Source organism: Sphingomonas sp. BLCC-B65, from assembly GCF_028550675.1.
Classification (GTDB): Bacteria; Actinomycetota; Actinomycetes; order Actinomycetales; family Microbacteriaceae; genus Microbacterium.
In genome coordinates, this window is sequence record NZ_JAQQGL010000001.1 from 2,344,597 (window position 1) to 2,360,662 (window position 16,066).

11 protein-coding genes are annotated in these 16,066 nt (G+C 69.2%); 7 read left to right on the forward strand and 4 right to left on the reverse strand.

The features are described from left to right. Nucleotides 1-63 precede the first annotated feature (63 nt). From PP359_RS11040 to arfA, 5 genes are all read left to right on the forward strand, one after another. Nucleotides 64-978, forward strand: coding sequence for a carbohydrate ABC transporter permease (locus PP359_RS11040; protein WP_036316119.1), 915 nt, complete (start codon nucleotides 64-66; stop codon nucleotides 976-978). After that, complete coding sequence (locus tag PP359_RS11045) at nucleotides 978-1,901, forward strand: carbohydrate ABC transporter permease (RefSeq protein ID WP_499250592.1); 924 nt, start codon at nucleotides 978-980, stop codon at nucleotides 1,899-1,901. The genes PP359_RS11040 and PP359_RS11045 overlap by 1 nt, the downstream gene beginning before the upstream one ends. A 73-nt stretch (nucleotides 1,902-1,974) precedes the next feature. Continuing rightward, complete coding sequence (locus tag PP359_RS11050) at nucleotides 1,975-3,318, forward strand: ABC transporter substrate-binding protein (RefSeq protein ID WP_112931878.1); 1,344 nt, start codon at nucleotides 1,975-1,977, stop codon at nucleotides 3,316-3,318. A gap of 84 nt (nucleotides 3,319-3,402) precedes the next feature. Beyond that, nucleotides 3,403-5,187: a glycoside hydrolase family 35 protein gene (locus PP359_RS11055; RefSeq protein ID WP_499250593.1), complete on the forward strand. Its 1,785-nt coding sequence runs from the start codon at nucleotides 3,403-3,405 to the stop codon at nucleotides 5,185-5,187. A gap of 45 nt (nucleotides 5,188-5,232) precedes the next feature. Next, a complete protein-coding gene (gene arfA, locus PP359_RS11060) occupies nucleotides 5,233-6,738 on the forward strand; it encodes an arabinosylfuranosidase ArfA (protein WP_499250594.1) in 1,506 nt (501 codons plus the stop codon). A 226-nt stretch (nucleotides 6,739-6,964) separates the two neighbouring features. Here the strand turns inward: arfA and PP359_RS11065 are convergent, their stop codons facing one another. Together PP359_RS11065 and galE are read right to left on the reverse strand one after the other, a co-directional pair. After that, a complete protein-coding gene (locus PP359_RS11065; protein ID WP_499250595.1) occupies nucleotides 6,965-7,156 on the reverse strand; it encodes a hypothetical protein in 192 nt (63 codons plus the stop codon). A gap of 129 nt (nucleotides 7,157-7,285) precedes the next feature. After that, the gene (gene galE / locus PP359_RS11070; RefSeq protein ID WP_295776538.1) at nucleotides 7,286-8,263 is read right to left on the reverse strand and encodes a UDP-glucose 4-epimerase GalE; all 978 of its coding nucleotides are present in this window, start codon (nucleotides 8,261-8,263) and stop codon (nucleotides 7,286-7,288) included. 68 nt (nucleotides 8,264-8,331) lie between these two features. On the opposite strand from galE, the gene PP359_RS11075 reads away from it, so the two are divergent. Together PP359_RS11075 and PP359_RS11080 are read left to right on the forward strand one after the other, a co-directional pair. Further along, nucleotides 8,332-9,429: a glycerate kinase gene (locus PP359_RS11075; RefSeq protein ID WP_499250596.1), complete on the forward strand. Its 1,098-nt coding sequence runs from the start codon at nucleotides 8,332-8,334 to the stop codon at nucleotides 9,427-9,429. A 141-nt stretch (nucleotides 9,430-9,570) separates the two neighbouring features. After that, a complete protein-coding gene (locus PP359_RS11080; RefSeq protein ID WP_499250597.1) occupies nucleotides 9,571-13,659 on the forward strand; it encodes an RICIN domain-containing protein in 4,089 nt (1,362 codons plus the stop codon). Nucleotides 13,660-13,734: 75 nt separating this feature from the next. Here the strand turns inward: PP359_RS11080 and pgm are convergent, their stop codons facing one another. Continuing rightward, the gene (gene pgm / locus PP359_RS11085; RefSeq protein ID WP_499250598.1) at nucleotides 13,735-15,378 is read right to left on the reverse strand and encodes a phosphoglucomutase (alpha-D-glucose-1,6-bisphosphate-dependent); all 1,644 of its coding nucleotides are present in this window, start codon (nucleotides 15,376-15,378) and stop codon (nucleotides 13,735-13,737) included. Between the two features lie 33 nt (nucleotides 15,379-15,411). Then, nucleotides 15,412-16,047, reverse strand: a complete 636-nt coding sequence (locus tag PP359_RS11090) for a hypothetical protein (RefSeq protein ID WP_231560275.1) — start codon at nucleotides 16,045-16,047, stop codon at nucleotides 15,412-15,414. Nucleotides 16,048-16,066 lie beyond the last annotated feature (19 nt).

The following is a 16,066-nucleotide window of genomic DNA, read 5'->3' on the forward strand; positions in this document are numbered from 1 at the left end:
CTACTCTCGACCTCGCCATGTTGACGTAAACATGGCCCCGTCCCACAGAAGGCTCTGACGAAGATGTCCGCACTCACCGCACCCGCACCGGCTCGACGCCGCGTGCGTCGGACCGACCGCCAATGGGCGGGGTTCTGGTTCGTCCTGCCCTTCCTGATCGTGTTCGCCGTGACGTTCCTCGCGCCGCTGGCCTACTCGATCTATCTCAGCGTCTTTCGCACGAAGCTGATCGGCGGCACGTCCTTCGTCGGTGCCGACAACTACCTGCAGGCGTTCTCCGACCCCCAGTTCTGGGCGGGGTTCGCAAACGTCTTCCTCGTGCTCGTCATCCAGGTGCCGATCATGCTGCTGCTGGCGCTCATCGCCGCCCTCGCCCTGGACTCGCGCCGCCTGGCCGGCAGCTCCTTCTTCCGCATCGGCATCTTCCTGCCCTACGCGGTGCCCGGCGTCGTCGCGGTGCTCATGTGGGGCTTCATGTACTCCGACCGTCTGGGGCTGGCGGGCAACATCAACCAGCTCGTCGGCTTCGACCTCGTGACCCCGTTCACCCAGCAGTGGATCCTGCTGGCGATCGGCAACATCATCACGTGGGAGTTCATCGGCTACAACATGCTGATCTTCTACTCGGCACTGCGCACCATCCCCGAGGACCTCTACGAGGCGGCGGCGCTGGACGGCGCCGGTCAGTTCCGCATCATCCGCGCGATCAAGCTGCCTGCCCTGCGCGGTGCGCTGGTGATCGCGACGATCTTCTCGATCATTGGCAGCTTCCAGCTGTTCAACGAACCCAACATCCTCAAGACGCTGGTCCCGAACCTGCTCACGACGTACTTCACCCCGAACATGTACGCCTACAACCTGAGCTTCATCGGCCAGCAGGTCAACTACGCCGCCACCATCGCGATCATCATGGGCGTCATCACCGCCGTCATCGCCTACGTCGTCCAGCTGCGCGGCACCCGTAAGGAGAACCGCTGATGGCCGGCCTGCCCCTCGACCACACCGGCACCATGACCGGTCGTCCCCGTCGCCGTCGGCGCTCCGAGATCGGCGAGCAGGGGCCGCGCAAGTCGCCCCTGCTGACGATCATCATGTCGCTGTTCCTGATCTACTCCTTCCTGCCGCTGCTGTGGCTCGTGATCAGCTCGACCAAGACGCAGCAGTCGCTCATCGGATCGTTCGGCCTGTGGTTCTCGGGGCCCTTCGCCCTGTTCGACAACATCGGCCAGGTCCTCACCTACAACGACGGCATCTTCCTGCGGTGGTTCCTGAATACGCTGATCTACGTCGTGATCGGAGCCGGGGGTGCGACGCTGCTGGCGACGCTGGCCGGCTACGGCCTCGCGAAGTACAACTTCCCCGGCAAGCGCGCCGTCTTCGCCGTGATCCTCGGTGCCATCGCGGTGCCGGGAACGGCCCTCGCCGTGCCCACGTTCCTCATGTTCAGCCAGCTCGGCCTCACGAACACGATGTGGGCGATCATCATCCCGTCCCTGATCTCGCCCTTCGGTCTGTACCTGATCTGGGTCTACGCGGTCGACTCCGTGCCCACCGAACTGCTCGAAGCAGCCCGCGTGGACGGATCGGGTGAGTTCCGGACGTTCTTCACGATCTCACTGCGTCTGTTGGCGCCCGGCGTCGTCACCGTGGCCCTCTTCGCGATCGTGGCGACCTGGAACAACTACTTCCTGCCCCTCATCATGCTCAACGACCCCAACCTGTTCCCGCTGACCATCGGTCTGCAGCAGTGGAACCTCCAAGCCGTCGGCGTCAGCTCGCAGCCGATCTTCAACCTGGTCATCACCGGGTCGCTCCTCACGATCGTTCCGATCGTCATCGCCTTCCTCCTCCTCCAGCGCTACTGGCAGTCCGGCCTGAGCGCGGGAAGCGTCAAGCAGTGACAGGGGTGTCACTGCGCGGCGTCCCATACCCACCCACCCACCCATATCCGACAAAGAAGCGGAAGGACACAGCATGACAAGCACCAAGAAGATCGCGCGTGTGGTCGCGATCGGAGCCACCGCGCTCCTGATCGGCGGCGGCCTCGCGGCGTGCGCCGGCGGCAACGGCGGCTCGAGCTCGGGCGGCAGCGCGTCGTCGATCGACGAGGCCCTGAAGGCCGGCGGCGAGATCACCTACTGGACGTGGACCCCTTCCGCCAAGGATCAGGTCGCCGCGTTCGAGAAGGCCTACCCGAACGTCAAGGTCAACCTCGTCAACACCGGTGGCGCGAACGACAACAACACCAAGCTGCAGAACGCGATCTCGGCCGGCTCGGGCATCCCCGACGTCGTCCAGATCGAGTACCAGTCGCTCCCGCAGTTCCAGCTGGCCGGTTCGCTCCTGGACCTCAGCGCGTACGGCTTCGGCGACCTCAAGGACGACTACACGGCATCCACGTGGGGTGCGGTGTCGCAGAACGGTGGCATCTGGGGCCTTCCGCAGGACTCGGGCCCCATGGCCCTGTTCTACAACAAGGAGGTCTTCGACAAGTTCGGTCTGACCGTGCCGAAGACGTGGGACGAGTTCGTCGCGGCGGGTGAGAAGCTGCACGCGGCAGACCCGACGAAGTTCATCACGAACGACCAGGGCACCGACGCCGGCTTCGGCACCTCGATGATCTGGCAGGCCGGCGGCCGCCCGTTCAAGACCGATGGCGAGAATGTCACGATCGACCTGAACGACGCGGGCGCGAAGAAGTGGACCGCTGTCTGGGACAAGCTGCTCGCCAGCGGCTCGCTCGGCAACATCCCCGGCTGGAGCGACCAGTGGTTCCAGGCTCTCGGTGACGGCACGATCGCCTCGCTGCCGATCGGCGCCTGGATGCCGGGTGTTCTCGAGGCCAACGTCCCCGGCGGCAAGGGCAAGTGGGCTGTCGCGCCCATGCCGACCTACGACGGCACCCCGGCCACGGCCGAGAACGGCGGATCGTCCGAGGTCGTCATGAAGGGCTCGAAGAACCAGGCTCTCGCGGCCGGCTTCCTCAAGTGGCTGAACAACTCGCAGGATTCGATCGACGTCTTCCTGAAGTCGGGCGGCTTCCCCGCGACGACGAAGGACCTCGAGTCGTCTGACTTCCTGAACAAGACCTCGGACTACTTCGGTGGCCAGGCCATTAACCAGGTTCTCGTCGACGCGACCAAGTCGGTGGGCACCGGATGGCAGTACCTGCCGTGGCAGTCGTACGCCAACAGCATCTACGCCGACACCGTCGGCAAGGCCTACCTGAACAAGACGTCCATCGCGGACGGACTGAAGGCCTGGCAGGACAAGAACGTGTCGTACGGCACGGACCAGGGCTTCAGCGTCAACAAGTAAGCCCTTCGCAGGATCTGCGGCGGTGGGGTGGTCCCGATCACCCCACCGCCGCGGCTGTGAGAAGACAGTGATTGAGAGGCCCGCATGGCTACCGGATCCTTCCGCATCGGCGAGAGCGACTTTCTGCTCGACGACCAGCCGTACCGGGTGCTGAGCGGCGCCCTCCACTATTTCCGTGTGCACCCCGACCAGTGGGCCGATCGCATCCGCGCCGCCCGCCTCATGGGGCTGAACACGATCGAGACCTACGTTCCCTGGAACGAGCACGAGCCCGAGCCGGGAGTCTTCCGCGCCGACGGTGCGCTCGATCTCGCCCGCTTCCTCGATCTGATCGCGGCCGAAGGAATGCACGCGATCGTTCGCCCCGGGCCCTACATCTGCGCCGAGTGGGACGGCGGTGGTCTTCCCGCCTGGCTGTTCTTCGACGGCGACATGGGCGTCCGTTCGGCCGACCCTCGTTTCCTCGCCCCCGTGACCGCTTTCCTTCGCAGAGTGCTCGAGATCGTGGTGCCGCGCCAGATCGATCGCGGCGGCCCGGTCATCCTGATGCAGGTCGAGAACGAGTACGGCGCCTACGGCGATTTCACGACGCAGGAGCGCGAGAGCTACCTGCGCGCCCTCCGCGACACGTATCTCGATGCGGGCGTGACGGTGCCGCTCACGAGCGTCGACCAGCCGACCGACGAGATGCTCTCGCGCGGCAGTCTGCCCGAGCTGCACCGCACCGGCTCCTTCGGCGGCAACGTCGCCGATCGCCTGCGCGTCCTGCGCACGCACCAGCCCACCGGCCCCCTCATGTGCTCGGAGTTCTGGTGCGGATGGTTCGACTACTGGGGATCGTTCCATCGCACGTCCTCGACGGAGGCATCCGTCGCGTCACTGGAGGCTCTGCTGCAGGCGGGCGCCTCGGTCAACATCTACATGTTCCACGGCGGCACGAACTTCGGCCTGACGAACGGTGCCAACGACAAGGGCGTCTTCGAGCCGACCATCACGAGCTACGACTACGACGCCCCGCTCGACGAGGCCGGCCGTCCCACGGAGAAGTTCTGGGCGTTCCGAGAGGTCATCGCCCGCTACGCGCCCGTTCCCGAGGCGACCGCGGCCGATCTGCTGCCGCCTCTCGCGGCGGCCCCGGCGCCGGTCCCGCTCGAGGGCGTCGTCGCGCTCGCTGATCTTCTGCGCGCCGAGCCCGCACAGCACCACGATCACGCGCCGACGATGGACGAGCTCGGCGTCTCCCGCGGCTTCCTGCGCTACGAGACCCGACTGGCGCAGGGCGAGGCGCCCGTGGTGCTCGCGATCGGCGAGGTGCGCGACCGTGCCTGGGTGAGCCTGGACGGCGTGCCCGTCGGCGTCCTCTCGCGCGACCGCCGTGAACGCACGCTCGTGCTGCCGCGCGGCACCGGCGTTCTCGGCATCCTCGTCGAAGACCAGGGACGCGTGAACTACGGACCGCGCATCGGCGAGGACAAAGGCCTGATCGGTCCGGTCACCGTGGGCGGGCTGGTTCCCGCCGCGTGGGACGTCGTCGTCGTGCCCTGGGAGCAGCTGCCGGCGCGCGCCGCCGAAGCATCCGGTGCGGATGCCGGGCCCGTCGCCGGTGCCGCGGTGCTTCGCGCCGTCGTCGACCTCGACGCGCCGCGTGACCTCGTCGTCGATCTCACGGCGCTCGGAACGGGGCTGGCGTGGATCGGAGAGTTCTGCCTGGGTCGCTTCTGGCAGACGGGTCCGCAGCACTCGCTGTTCGTCCCCGCCCCGCTGACGCGGGCGGGTCGTAACGTGTTCACGGTGCTCGACCTGGAGCCGACCGGCGCCGCCGAACTCGCGTTCAGCGATCGGCTGCTGCTCGGGCCTGTCGAATGGTGAGGCCTGTCGAATGGTGAGGCCCGTCGAATGGTGAGGAGAGAACCCATGACCGCACGTGTGCGTGCTGCCGAGATCGTCGGCGACGTCGACGCCCGAGTGTTCGGCGGGTTCGTCGAGCATCTCGGACGGCACATCTACGACGGCATCCACGAGCCCGGGCACCCCGCTGCCGATGCCGAGGGCTTCCGCACCGACGTGATCGCGCTCGTGCAGGAGCTCGGCGTCACGACCATCCGCTACCCCGGCGGCAACTTCGTCTCCGGCTATCGCTGGGAAGACGGCATCGGCCCGCGCGAGGATCGGCCGCGGCGCCTGGACCTCGCGTGGCGATCGACCGAGACCAACCAGGTGGGCCTGCACGAGTTCTCCTCGTGGCTGGAGAAGGTCGGCAGCGACCTCATGCTCGCGGTGAACCTCGGCACGCGCGATGTCGCCGAGGCCCTCGACCTGCTCGAGTACGCGAACGTCGCCGCCGACACCGCCTGGACTCGCGAGCGCGCCGCGAACGGACGCGAGACCCCCTTCGACGTGCGGATGTGGTGTCTGGGCAACGAGATGGACGGTCCGTGGCAGCTCGGTCACCGCAACGCCGAGGACTACGGCACGCTCGCCTCGCGTGCGGCCAAGGCGATGCGCATGCTCGATCCCACCATCGAGCTCGTCGCCTGCGGCTCGTCGGCGCGTGACATGCCCACGTTCGGGGCGTGGGAGCGCGACGTCCTGCGGCACACGTTCGACGACGTCGACTTCATCTCCTGCCACGCGTACTACCAGGAGCGCAACGGCCAGGCGCAGGAGTTCCTCGTCTCGGCCGTCGACACCGACCTGTTCGTCCGCGAGGTGGTGGCTGCCGCCGACGAGGTCGCGCACGAGCGCCGTTCGGACAAGCGCATCATGCTCTCGTTCGACGAGTGGAACGTCTGGTACCAGTTCGCCGACGACGGCACGAAAGCGGGAGACCTCGTCCCCGACGGTTGGCCGGTCGCGCCGCGGCTGCTGGAGGACCAGTACAACGTGATGGATGCCGTCGTCGTGGGCGATCTGCTCATCACGCTGCTCCAGCACGCCGATCGCGTGCGTTCCGCCTCGCTCGCACAGCTCGTGAACGTCATCGCACCGATCATGACCGAGCCCGGCGGTCCTGCGTGGCGCCAGACGACCTTCTACCCCTTCTCACTCACGTCCCGCCTCGGCCGCGGCACCGCGCGGCGGGTCGAGATCGACGGCGCGCCGCGCGTGCAGAGCACGCGCTTCGGCGACGTCTCCGCCGTCAACGCGGTCGCCACGACCGACGACGCCGGCACGAGCGTGTTCCTCGTGAACCGCTCGGTGTCGGATGCCGCGGAGCTCGTGATCGATCTGCGCGAGCTCGACGCGGCATCCCTCGCCGTCGTCGAGTCGTGGATGATCACCGATGCCGATTACCGGGTCGCCAACACGCTCGCCGACCCGGACCGGGTGCGGCCGCAGTCGCTGGAGGTCATCCGCCAGGGCGACGAGCTGCGCGTGTCACTGCCGGCCGTCTCGTGGGCGGTCGTGCGACTCGGCTAGCCTCCGCTCCGCGCGTTCTCCCGCGCGAGAAACCACATCCGCCACGAGAAACCAACGCGGCGGGTGTTTCTTGCGCTGAATGTGGTTTCTCGCGGCGCGGCGCGCGCCCGCGCTGCGCCTCAGTCGGCGATGAGCTCCTCAGAGCTGAGCTCGTTCCACAGCACCGGACGCCACGCGCCGGCGAGTCTAAAGCGGAGCGTCGGCGTCGTCGCCGTGTCGGTGTCCGTCATCGACCTGTGCCGAGAGCGTCGTCGATCCCGTCGCTGCTGACGTCGATCCCATCACCGATCTTGCTGTAAAGAATGCCCAGCTCGATCGGTGCGCCGCAGACGACGACGGCACCGAAGTTGTCGTCGTCCGAGCGGTAGGCGGCGAGGTGGCCCGCGAGGATGCCGCCCTGACTGAACCCGACGAGCATGACGGACTCCCCTCGGCCCGCCCTTGATCCCGGCCTGGTCCGCCTCCTGGTGTCGATGCGAGCCTAGGCGCCGGTGGCGGCCGTGCGACATGGGCAGGACTCCCCATGCGAGTCGCACGCCGCCGTGCGTCAGCGCGCGGCGCGGCGCGCCTCCCAGCCCGTGCGCACCATCTCGTCGACCGTGTAGCGGTTCGCCCAGTCGAGGTCGCGAGCGGCGAGCTCGCCCGTGGCGACGATGCGGTCGGGGTCGCCGGGGCGGCGGGGCCCGATCTTCGGCGTGAAGTCGATGCCGGTCACGCGGGCCATGGCATCCATGATCTCGCGCACGCTCAGTCCGTTCTGCGAGCCGAGGTTGTAGGCGGCCTCCACAGGCTCACCCGCCTCCAGGCGCTGCGCCGCCACGACATGCGCCGCGGCGATGTCGCCGACGTGCACGTAGTCGCGGACGTTGGTGCCGTCGGGAGTGTCGTAGTCGTCGCCGTTGATCTGCGGCGTCTCGCCCGCGAGCAGCTTCTCGAACACGATCGGGAAGAGGTTGTGGGGGCTGGTGTCGTAGACCGAGGGGTCGGCCGAGCCGACGACGTTGAAGTAGCGCAGCGCGGTGTGCCGCAGCGGGTTCTCGTCGGATGCCGTGGCGACCGCCTGGTCGCGCAGCAGCCATTCTCCGATGAGCTTCGACTCGCCGTACGGCGACGCGGGGCGCTTGGGAAGGTCCTCGGTCACCAGCGGCACGTCAGGGGTGCCGTAGACCGCGGCCGAGGAGGAGAAGACGATGTTGTGCACACCGGCATCCGCCATGGCCGCCAGCACCACGCGGGTGCCCTCGACGTTCTGCTCGTAGGTGTGCAGCGGGCGCTGTACGGAGACGCCCGCGTACTTGAATCCGGCGACGTGGATCACGCCCGTGACGCCGTGTTCGCGCATCGTGTCGGCCAGCAGTGCGCGATGCAGGATCGTGCCCTCCACGAACGGTACGCCCTCCGGCACGAACGACGCGTGGCCGCTCGAGAGGTCGTCCACGACGACCGGGGCGATGCCCGACGCCTGTAGAGCGCGCACCACGTGCGCACCGATGTATCCCGCTCCGCCGGTCACAAGCCACGTCATGTGTCCATCCTGCCCGATGCGAGCGGGTACCCGATGCCGCGGGCAGGTGAACGCGTAGCATCGCGCCCATGACCCGCGTCGTCCTCGCCCCCGACAGCTTCAAGGGCTCGATCCCCGCCGCCGCGGTCGCCGCCGCACTGCGCGACGGGTGGCGGTCGGTACGACCCGCTGACGAGGTGGTGCTGCGGCCGATGGCCGACGGGGGAGAGGGCACGCTGGACGCGTTCGCCGCCGCCGTCCCGGGTGCGACGCGGATGCCGCTCACGGTCACCGGGCCCGCGGGAACGCCCGCCGAGACCGCATGGCTGCTGCTGCCGGACAGCACCGCGGTCGTCGAGCTCGCGGCGGCCAGCGGGATCGAACTGCTCGGCGGTCGGTTGCGTCCGTGGGATGCGTCGACGCGCGGGTTCGGCGAGGCGATCGCCGCCGCGCTCGACCATGGCGTGGAGCGCCTCGTCCTCGGCATCGGATCGAGCGCGTCCACCGATCTCGGCGTCGGCATGCTCTCGGCGCTCGGCGCCGGGTTCGTCGACGGCGACGGCGCCGCGGTGTCCGACGGCGCCGGAGGGCTGGCGGCGATCGCCCACGTCGACACCGCCGCGCTGCGACCGCCTCCTGCCGGCGGCATCGTCGTGCTCTCCGACGTGACCAATCCCCTGCTCGGCCCCTCGGGTGCGGCCGCGGTCTTCGGTCCGCAGAAGGGCATCGACGACATCGCGCGCGCGGAGGTGGGCCTCGCGCATGCCGCGTCGCTGTTCCCGCTCGATCCGATGGTGTCGGGCGCGGGCGCGGCGGGAGGCACCGGCTTCGCCCTGCTGACGTGGGGAGCACGACTCGTCTCCGGCGCCGAGGAGATCGCCCGCCTCGTCGGACTCGCGGATGCCGTCGCGACGGCCGATGTCGTCGTCACGGGTGAGGGGGCCTACGACGATCAGTCCGCGGCGGGAAAGGCGCCCTCCGTGGTCGCCGCGGCGGCCGGCGCGGCCGGGGTGCCGACGGTCCTCGTCGCCGGACGGGTCGCCCCCACAGCGGATGCGACCGCGTTCTCCGCGGCGATCGCGCTCACCGACCTCGCCGGGTCGACGGAGGCTGCGCTCGCCGATCCCGCGCGGTGGCTGCGCGCCGCCGGGGCGCAGCTCGCAGCAGGTGTCGCACGCGTGGCCTGACGAGGGGGCGCCGCCGCGACGCGAACATCGCGTGTTGACGTCAACATTGCGACTCCTCTAGGCTTGTACGCGAGCCATGTTAACGTCAACATGACGAGCTCCCGGTTCGCGACGACGCGACACAGAGAGGAATCCCCCACGATGAAGTCCCCCGGCCTGATCGCGCTCGCCGCCGTCACCGCCCTCGGCATCACCGGACTCGTGGCGCCGCTCGCGGCTGCCGAGCCTGCGGCGGCGGCATCCGCGCCCCCCACGGTGACGATCACCCCCAACCCCGCCTACGCCTCCGAGCCCTTCGAAGGGTGGGGGACGAGCCTGGTCTGGTTCGCGAACGCCACCGGTGGCTACCCGGAGGCGGTTCGACAGGACCTCCTCGACAAGGTGTTCGGCGAAGACGGGCTGAACCTCAACATCGCCCGCTACAACATCGGCGGCGGCAACGCGACCGACGTCCCGTCGTATCTGCGTCCGGGCGGTGCCGTGCAGGGGTGGTGGAACCCGGATCTCGGCAAGAGCGACGGCTCCGGGCCGATCACCTCCACCTACGCCGACCGTGCACGCTACGCCGCCGCCTGGAACCCCGACGACCCGTCCGCGTTCAACTGGAACGCCGATGCGACCCAGCGCTGGTGGATCGAAGCGCTCAAGGACAAGATCACCAAGTGGGAGGCGTTCAGCAACTCCCCGCCCTACTTCCTGACGCAGAGCGGGTACGTCTCGGGTGGCATCAACAACGCCAGCGCCGAGCAGCTGGCGCCCGCCGACATGGACAAGTTCGCCGGGTACCTCGTGAAGGTCGTCGAGCACCTCGAGCAGACCTACGGCATCACCTTCGACTCCCTCGACCCGTTCAACGAGCCGAACACGAACTACTGGGGCACGACCATCCCGCAGGGCGCGACTTGGCCGACCTCGGCCAGTCGCCAGGAGGGGGCGCACATCGGCCCGCAGCGCCAGGATCAGATGATCCAGGCGCTCGCGGCGCGTCTCGCGGCCCCGTCGACCACGACCAAGGTTCCGATCTCGGCCATGGACGAGACGAACCCGTCCACCTTCGTCACGGACTGGAACGGGTGGTCGCAGTCATCGAAGGACGCCGTCGCCCAACTCAACGTGCACACGTACGGAACCTCCAACCGCACGATGGTGCGCGACATCGCCAAGACCGCTGACAAGCCGCTGTGGATGAGCGAGGTCGAAGGCGACTGGGACACCTCGAAGTCCGGCTTCAACCAGACCAACATCGACAACGGTCTGGGCATGGCGGGCCACATGATCGATGACCTCCGCGAGCTCGAACCGCGGGCCTGGGTGTTCTGGCAGCCGGTCGAAGACCTCTACAACATGCAGAAGGTGGAAAAGCTCAACTGGGGCAGCGTCCTCGTCGACTTCGACTGCAACGCCGACGGGAACTCGAAGCGGCGCCTCACGGACGGCGACGCCGACCCCTCGTGCAAGGTCGTCACCAACGCGAAGTACAACACGGTGCGCAACTTCACCCACTTCATCCGCCCGGGCGACCACATCGTCCCCACCAACGACACGCAGACCACCGCCGCCGTCTCGGCATCCGGTACCGGGGTGAACCTCGTTCACGTCAACACGGAGACCACCGCCCGCACCGTGCGTCTGGACCTGTCGAACTTCGCATCGATCGCGCCGGGCGCGACCGTGACCCCGGTCGTCACGACGCAGTCTCCGGCCGACGATGTCGAGAAGAACGCGCTCGTCACCGGTTCCGCCGTGGCCGTCGACCCGATCACGCGCACGGCGACCCTCACGGTGCCGGCCAAGTCCGTCACGACCTTCGTCGTGTCGGGCGTGTCGGGCGTTGCGGCGTCCGCGCCGCAGGTGAAGGACGGCGCGGCCTACCAGCTCCTGGGCGTGCAGAGCGGCAAGGCCCTCACCGTGCAGGGGACGGCGCTCACCATCCGCAGTGCGGCGACGACGGCGGATGCCGCGACGGCGCAGACCTGGACGGCGACCTCGCTCACCGGCGCCGGCTCCGACCGCCAGCGTGTGCTGCTGCGGGCGGCCGACGGGCGCTACCTGGCCTCATCCGGGACGAACCTGACGGTGATCAGTGCGACACCGGAGCAGGCCGCGACCAACCCGGCGGCGCAGTGGATGCCCACCACGCTCGACGGACGCGGATTCTCGCTGCTGAACGTCGCGTCCACCCGCGTGCTCGACGTCAACGGCGCCGGCACGACCGACGGCACCAGTGTGGGACTGTGGACCTCGAACAACGGCGCGAACCAGGCCTGGACGCTCGCCCCGACGGCAGTTCAGAGTGTGCCCGACGTGACGACCACGACCGCCGTGGGCGTCGCGCCGGTGCTTCCCACGACGGTGCCGATCCGTTACGTGGGCGGTGGCACGCGCACGGCCGCCGTGACGTGGAGCCTCGACGGCCACGACTGGGCCCCGGGCACCACCATCGTCGCCGGCAGCGGCACGGATCTGTTCGGTACGCCGTTCACCGTGCGGGCGGTGGTCGACGTCGGCGCCTATACGGCGGCACTGCCCGTCTCGCTCACGACGTACACGGGAGCCTCTGCGGCCACGGTCGCCGCCACGGCCCCGACGACCGTGCCTCTCGAGGTGCGCACCGGCGGAGCGACGGCGTCGGCGCCGGTGACCTGGTCGTGGTCGGGCGTGACGGATGCCGCGTTCGCGCAGCCCGGCATCGTCTCGATCAGCGGCAGTGCGAGTGTCGCAGGCGGGGGCACCCTCCCGGCCACGCTCAGCGTCATCGTCACGGAGCCGACGGAGAACAACGTCGCACGCACGAGTACGGCGTCCGCGACCTACACCGAGAGCGGCTACCCCGCCTCGAACACGATCAACGGCATCACGACGGACAAGGGATGGTCGAACTGGCGCAGCGGCACGCTCAACGCCGCCGACACGGTGACGTACGCCCTGTCCGCTGCGGTTCCCGTGTCGCACGTGAAGGTGTACTTCAAGCGCGACGGGGGCACCTCGTGGGCCCAGACGATGCACATCGACTACCGACTCGGCTCGGGTTCCTGGGTCACCGGAGACACGATCACCGTCGGAACCCCGGCGACCGGCGATCCCTCCGTCGACGTCCCCGTCGGCGCGGCATCGGCCGATCAGATCCGTGTCGTGATGAACGCCTACCCCAACACGCACATCATCGTGTCGGAGGTCGAGATCTACGCGCCGGCCCCCTCGGCGTCGTCGGTCGCGGACCTCGCACGGCTGAGCGTCGGCTCCACGTCCGTGCAGGACTTCACCGCCGACCGCACGGCCTATGCGGTGTCGGTGCCCGGATCGACGTGGCCGACGGTGGCCGCGACAGCGGTCGACGAGGATGCGACGGTCGCGATCGTCCAGCCCGCCGACGGCGGGGGCACGGCCACTGTCCGTGTCACGGCCGTCTCCGGCGCCGAGAAGGTGTACACGGTCGCCGTCACCCGCGACGCCGTCGTCTCGGGCGTGACGATCACCGGCACGCCCACGGTCGGTGCGACGTTGACGGCTGTCGCCGGCACCGTCGACCCGTCGACGGCGCAGCTCACCTACGCCTGGCGTCGGGACGGGGTGCCGATCGATGGAGCGGTGTCGACGCAGTACACCGTGACCACCGCCGATGTCGGACACGCGCTGACGGTCGCTCTCACGGCAGCCGCCGACGGGTTCACGGCTGCCACCACGGTCTCCGACGCCGTCACGGGTCAGGAGGCGACGACCACGCCGACGCCGGATCCCTCGCCGTCGCCGAGTGGCTCCACCTCCCCGTCCCCGAGCAGCCCCGCTTCGCCGTCGCCGTCGGCATCCGCCGGAACGGGAGCGCCTGGTGAGGGCGACCTCACGGCGGCGCTGCAGGGTGCGATCTCGGGTCCGGCGACCATCGCCGCCGGCTCCACCGTGTCGATCCAGGTCGGCACCGATCGCGCCGGCAGCTCGGTGGGTGCGTGGCTGTTCTCGACGCCGCGAGCCCTCGGCACGGCGACCGTCTCGGCAGCGGGAACCATCGCGGTGACCGTTCCGCTCGACGTCCCCGCAGGCGCACACCGGCTTGCGGTCACCGACGCCTCCGGAGCGGTGATCGGGTGGTACGCGGTCACGGTGACGGCAGCGCCGACGGTGCTCGCGACGACCGGTGCCACGGCTCCGTTCGGCGTGGCTCTGGTCATCGCGATGCTCCTGGTCCTCGCCGGCGCGGCGCTGGTCATGCGTCGCCGCCCCGAGCGGGCCTGAGAGACGGAAGCGGCCCCGTCCCCCTCGTCGGGGGCCGGGGCCGCTTCCGTTCGTGCGGTCAGCGATCGGTGCGTGTCACGCGTCGCCCAGCGCGGCAGCGACGACGGCGCGGGCTTCGGCCTGCACTTCGCGCAGGTGATCCTCGCCGCGCAGCGACTCGGCGTACAGCTTGTAGACGTCCTCCGTGCCGGAGGGGCGTGCGGCGAACCAGGCGTCTGCGGTCTGCACCTTGAGGCCACCGATCGCGGCGCCGTTGCCGGGCGCGTGCGACAGTTTCGCGGTGATCGGCTCGCCGGCGAGCTCGGTCGCGGTGACCGCCTCCGGGGCGAGCTTGGACAGGGCGGACTTCTGCGCCGGCGTCGCCGGGGCGTCCACGCGCTGATAGGCGGAGGCGCCGAACTGGGCCTCCAGCTCGGCATAGCGCTGCGACGGCGTCTTGCCGGTCACCGCGAGGATCTCCGCGGCGAGAAGGCACAGGAGGATGCCGTCCTTGTCGGTCGTCCACACCGAGCCATCGAAACGCAGGAAGGAGGCTCCCGCCGACTCTTCGCCGCCGAACGCGACCGACCCGTCGAGGAGTCCGGGAACGAACCACTTGAACCCGACCGGCACTTCGAGCAGGCGCCGGCCGAGCGCCTCAGCGACACGGTCGATGATCATCGACGAGACGAGGGTCTTGCCGACGGCGGCGTCGGCCGCCCACTGTGGGCGGTGCGCGTACAGGTAGTCGATCGCCACCGCCAGGTAGTGGTTCGGGTTCATCAGCCCGGCATCCGGCGTCACGATGCCGTGGCGGTCGGCGTCGGCGTCGTTGCCCGTGAGGATGTCGTACTCATGGCGTCGCGCCACGAGTGCGGCCATCGCGGACGGCGACGACGGGTCCATCCGGATCTTCTCGTCCCAGTCCAGTGTCATGAAGCGCCACGTCGGGTCGACCTCGGGGTTCACGACGGTGAGATCGAGCCCGTAGCGCTCGCCGATCAGCTGCCAGTACTCGACCGAGGCGCCGCCCAGGGGGTCCGCGCCGATGCGCACGCCCGCCTTCGCGATGGCGGCGACGTCGATGATGCTGCCGAGGTCGGCGACATAGCCTTCACGGAAGTCGTACGAACCGAGGGTGTCGGCGTCGATGTCCTTGAAGGGCGTGCGCCGCACGCCCTCGAGGCCGGCGGCGATGAGGGCATTGGCGCGGTCGGCGATCCAGCCGGTGGCATCGGTGTCGGCCGGGCCGCCGTGGGGCGGGTTGTACTTGAAGCCCCCGTCTCGCGGCGGGTTGTGCGAGGGGGTGACCACGATGCCGTCGGCGCGAGCGGGGTCGTCGGCGGAGAGATCGCGGTTGTAGGTGAGGATGGCGTGGCTGAGGGCCGGTGTCGGTACCCACGAATCGCGGGAGTCGGTACGGACGTCCACACCGTTGGCGACCAGGACCTCCACCGCCGTCCGCTCTGCCGGAAGCGACAGGCCGTGCGTGTCGCGACCGAGGAAGAGCGGACCGCTGATGCCCTGCGCCGTGCGGTAGTCGACGATCGCCTGGGTGGTCGCGAGGATGTGGTCCTCGTTGAAGCTCGTGCTCAGCGACGAGCCGCGGTGGCCGCTCGTACCGAAGGCGACACGCTGTTCGGCGACGGTGGGATCGGGCTTGAGGTCGTAGTAGGCGGCGATGAGCTCATCGATGTCGACGAGGTCGGAGGCTTCGGCTGGCTGTCCTGCGCGGCTCATGTCCACAGTCTGTCACTGCCGCGGCGCCCCCGCTCACTCCCGGTGCAGGACCGAGGTCGCGGTGCTGTCGGACAGCTTGTTGATGAGCGTCAGCGTCTCGGGCTTGCACCCGTACTTCGCGTCGCTGATCGGCGCGACCGAGATCTGCTGGCTGATGGCCCCGGCGTCCGTGCCCTTGCCGTCGATCGTCGCGACGATCTCCAAGCCCGACGTGTCCTGGGTCTGGCTGCCGATCCCGTTGCCGGTGACCGTGTAGGTGCCCGTGATCGAGCCCTTGAAGTTGATGAGGATGGTCGTTCCCGACACGTTCGCGGTGACCTGCTCGGCCGGGGTCCACTTGTAGGTCCCGTCCTTGCGGAGGATGAGATCCGCGGTGCCCACCGGAGTGAACTTGGCACCCGATCCCGCCATGAGCGAGTTCACGTCGTTGTAGAAGGCCGTGACCTGGTCCTGGCCCATGTGCCACTCGCCGACGAGGCAGGCGAGGTCGGCCGTGGGCGACGGCGAGGGCGTCGCTGTCGGAGTGGGCGTCGGCGTCGGGGTTGCGCTCGCAGAACCGGTCGGCGTGGGCTGGGTCGCCGGCTTCTCATCGACGGGCGCGCACGCGCTCAAGCCGAGTGCGAGCATGGCGGCGGTGACGACGGCGAGGGAGGAGAATCGGCGGATCACCCCTTCAGCGTAGGCTGTC

Excerpts from the sequence above, each read along its gene's own strand:
- PP359_RS11040 (WP_036316119.1), top strand. The coding sequence starts at position 64 with ATGTCCGCACTCACCGCACCCGCACCGGCTCGACGCCGCGTGCGTCGG.
- PP359_RS11045 (WP_499250592.1), top strand. The coding sequence starts at position 978 with ATGGCCGGCCTGCCCCTCGACCACACCGGCACCATGACCGGTCGTCCC.
- PP359_RS11050 (WP_112931878.1), top strand. The coding sequence starts at position 1,975 with ATGACAAGCACCAAGAAGATCGCGCGTGTGGTCGCGATCGGAGCCACC.
- PP359_RS11055 (WP_499250593.1), top strand. The coding sequence starts at position 3,403 with ATGGCTACCGGATCCTTCCGCATCGGCGAGAGCGACTTTCTGCTCGAC.
- arfA (WP_499250594.1), top strand. The coding sequence starts at position 5,233 with ATGACCGCACGTGTGCGTGCTGCCGAGATCGTCGGCGACGTCGACGCC.
- PP359_RS11065 (WP_499250595.1), bottom strand. The coding sequence starts at position 7,156 with ATGCTCGTCGGGTTCAGTCAGGGCGGCATCCTCGCGGGCCACCTCGCC.
- galE (WP_295776538.1), bottom strand. The coding sequence starts at position 8,263 with ATGACGTGGCTTGTGACCGGCGGAGCGGGATACATCGGTGCGCACGTG.
- PP359_RS11075 (WP_499250596.1), top strand. The coding sequence starts at position 8,332 with ATGACCCGCGTCGTCCTCGCCCCCGACAGCTTCAAGGGCTCGATCCCC.
- PP359_RS11080 (WP_499250597.1), top strand. The coding sequence starts at position 9,571 with ATGAAGTCCCCCGGCCTGATCGCGCTCGCCGCCGTCACCGCCCTCGGC.
- pgm (WP_499250598.1), bottom strand. The coding sequence starts at position 15,378 with ATGAGCCGCGCAGGACAGCCAGCCGAAGCCTCCGACCTCGTCGACATC.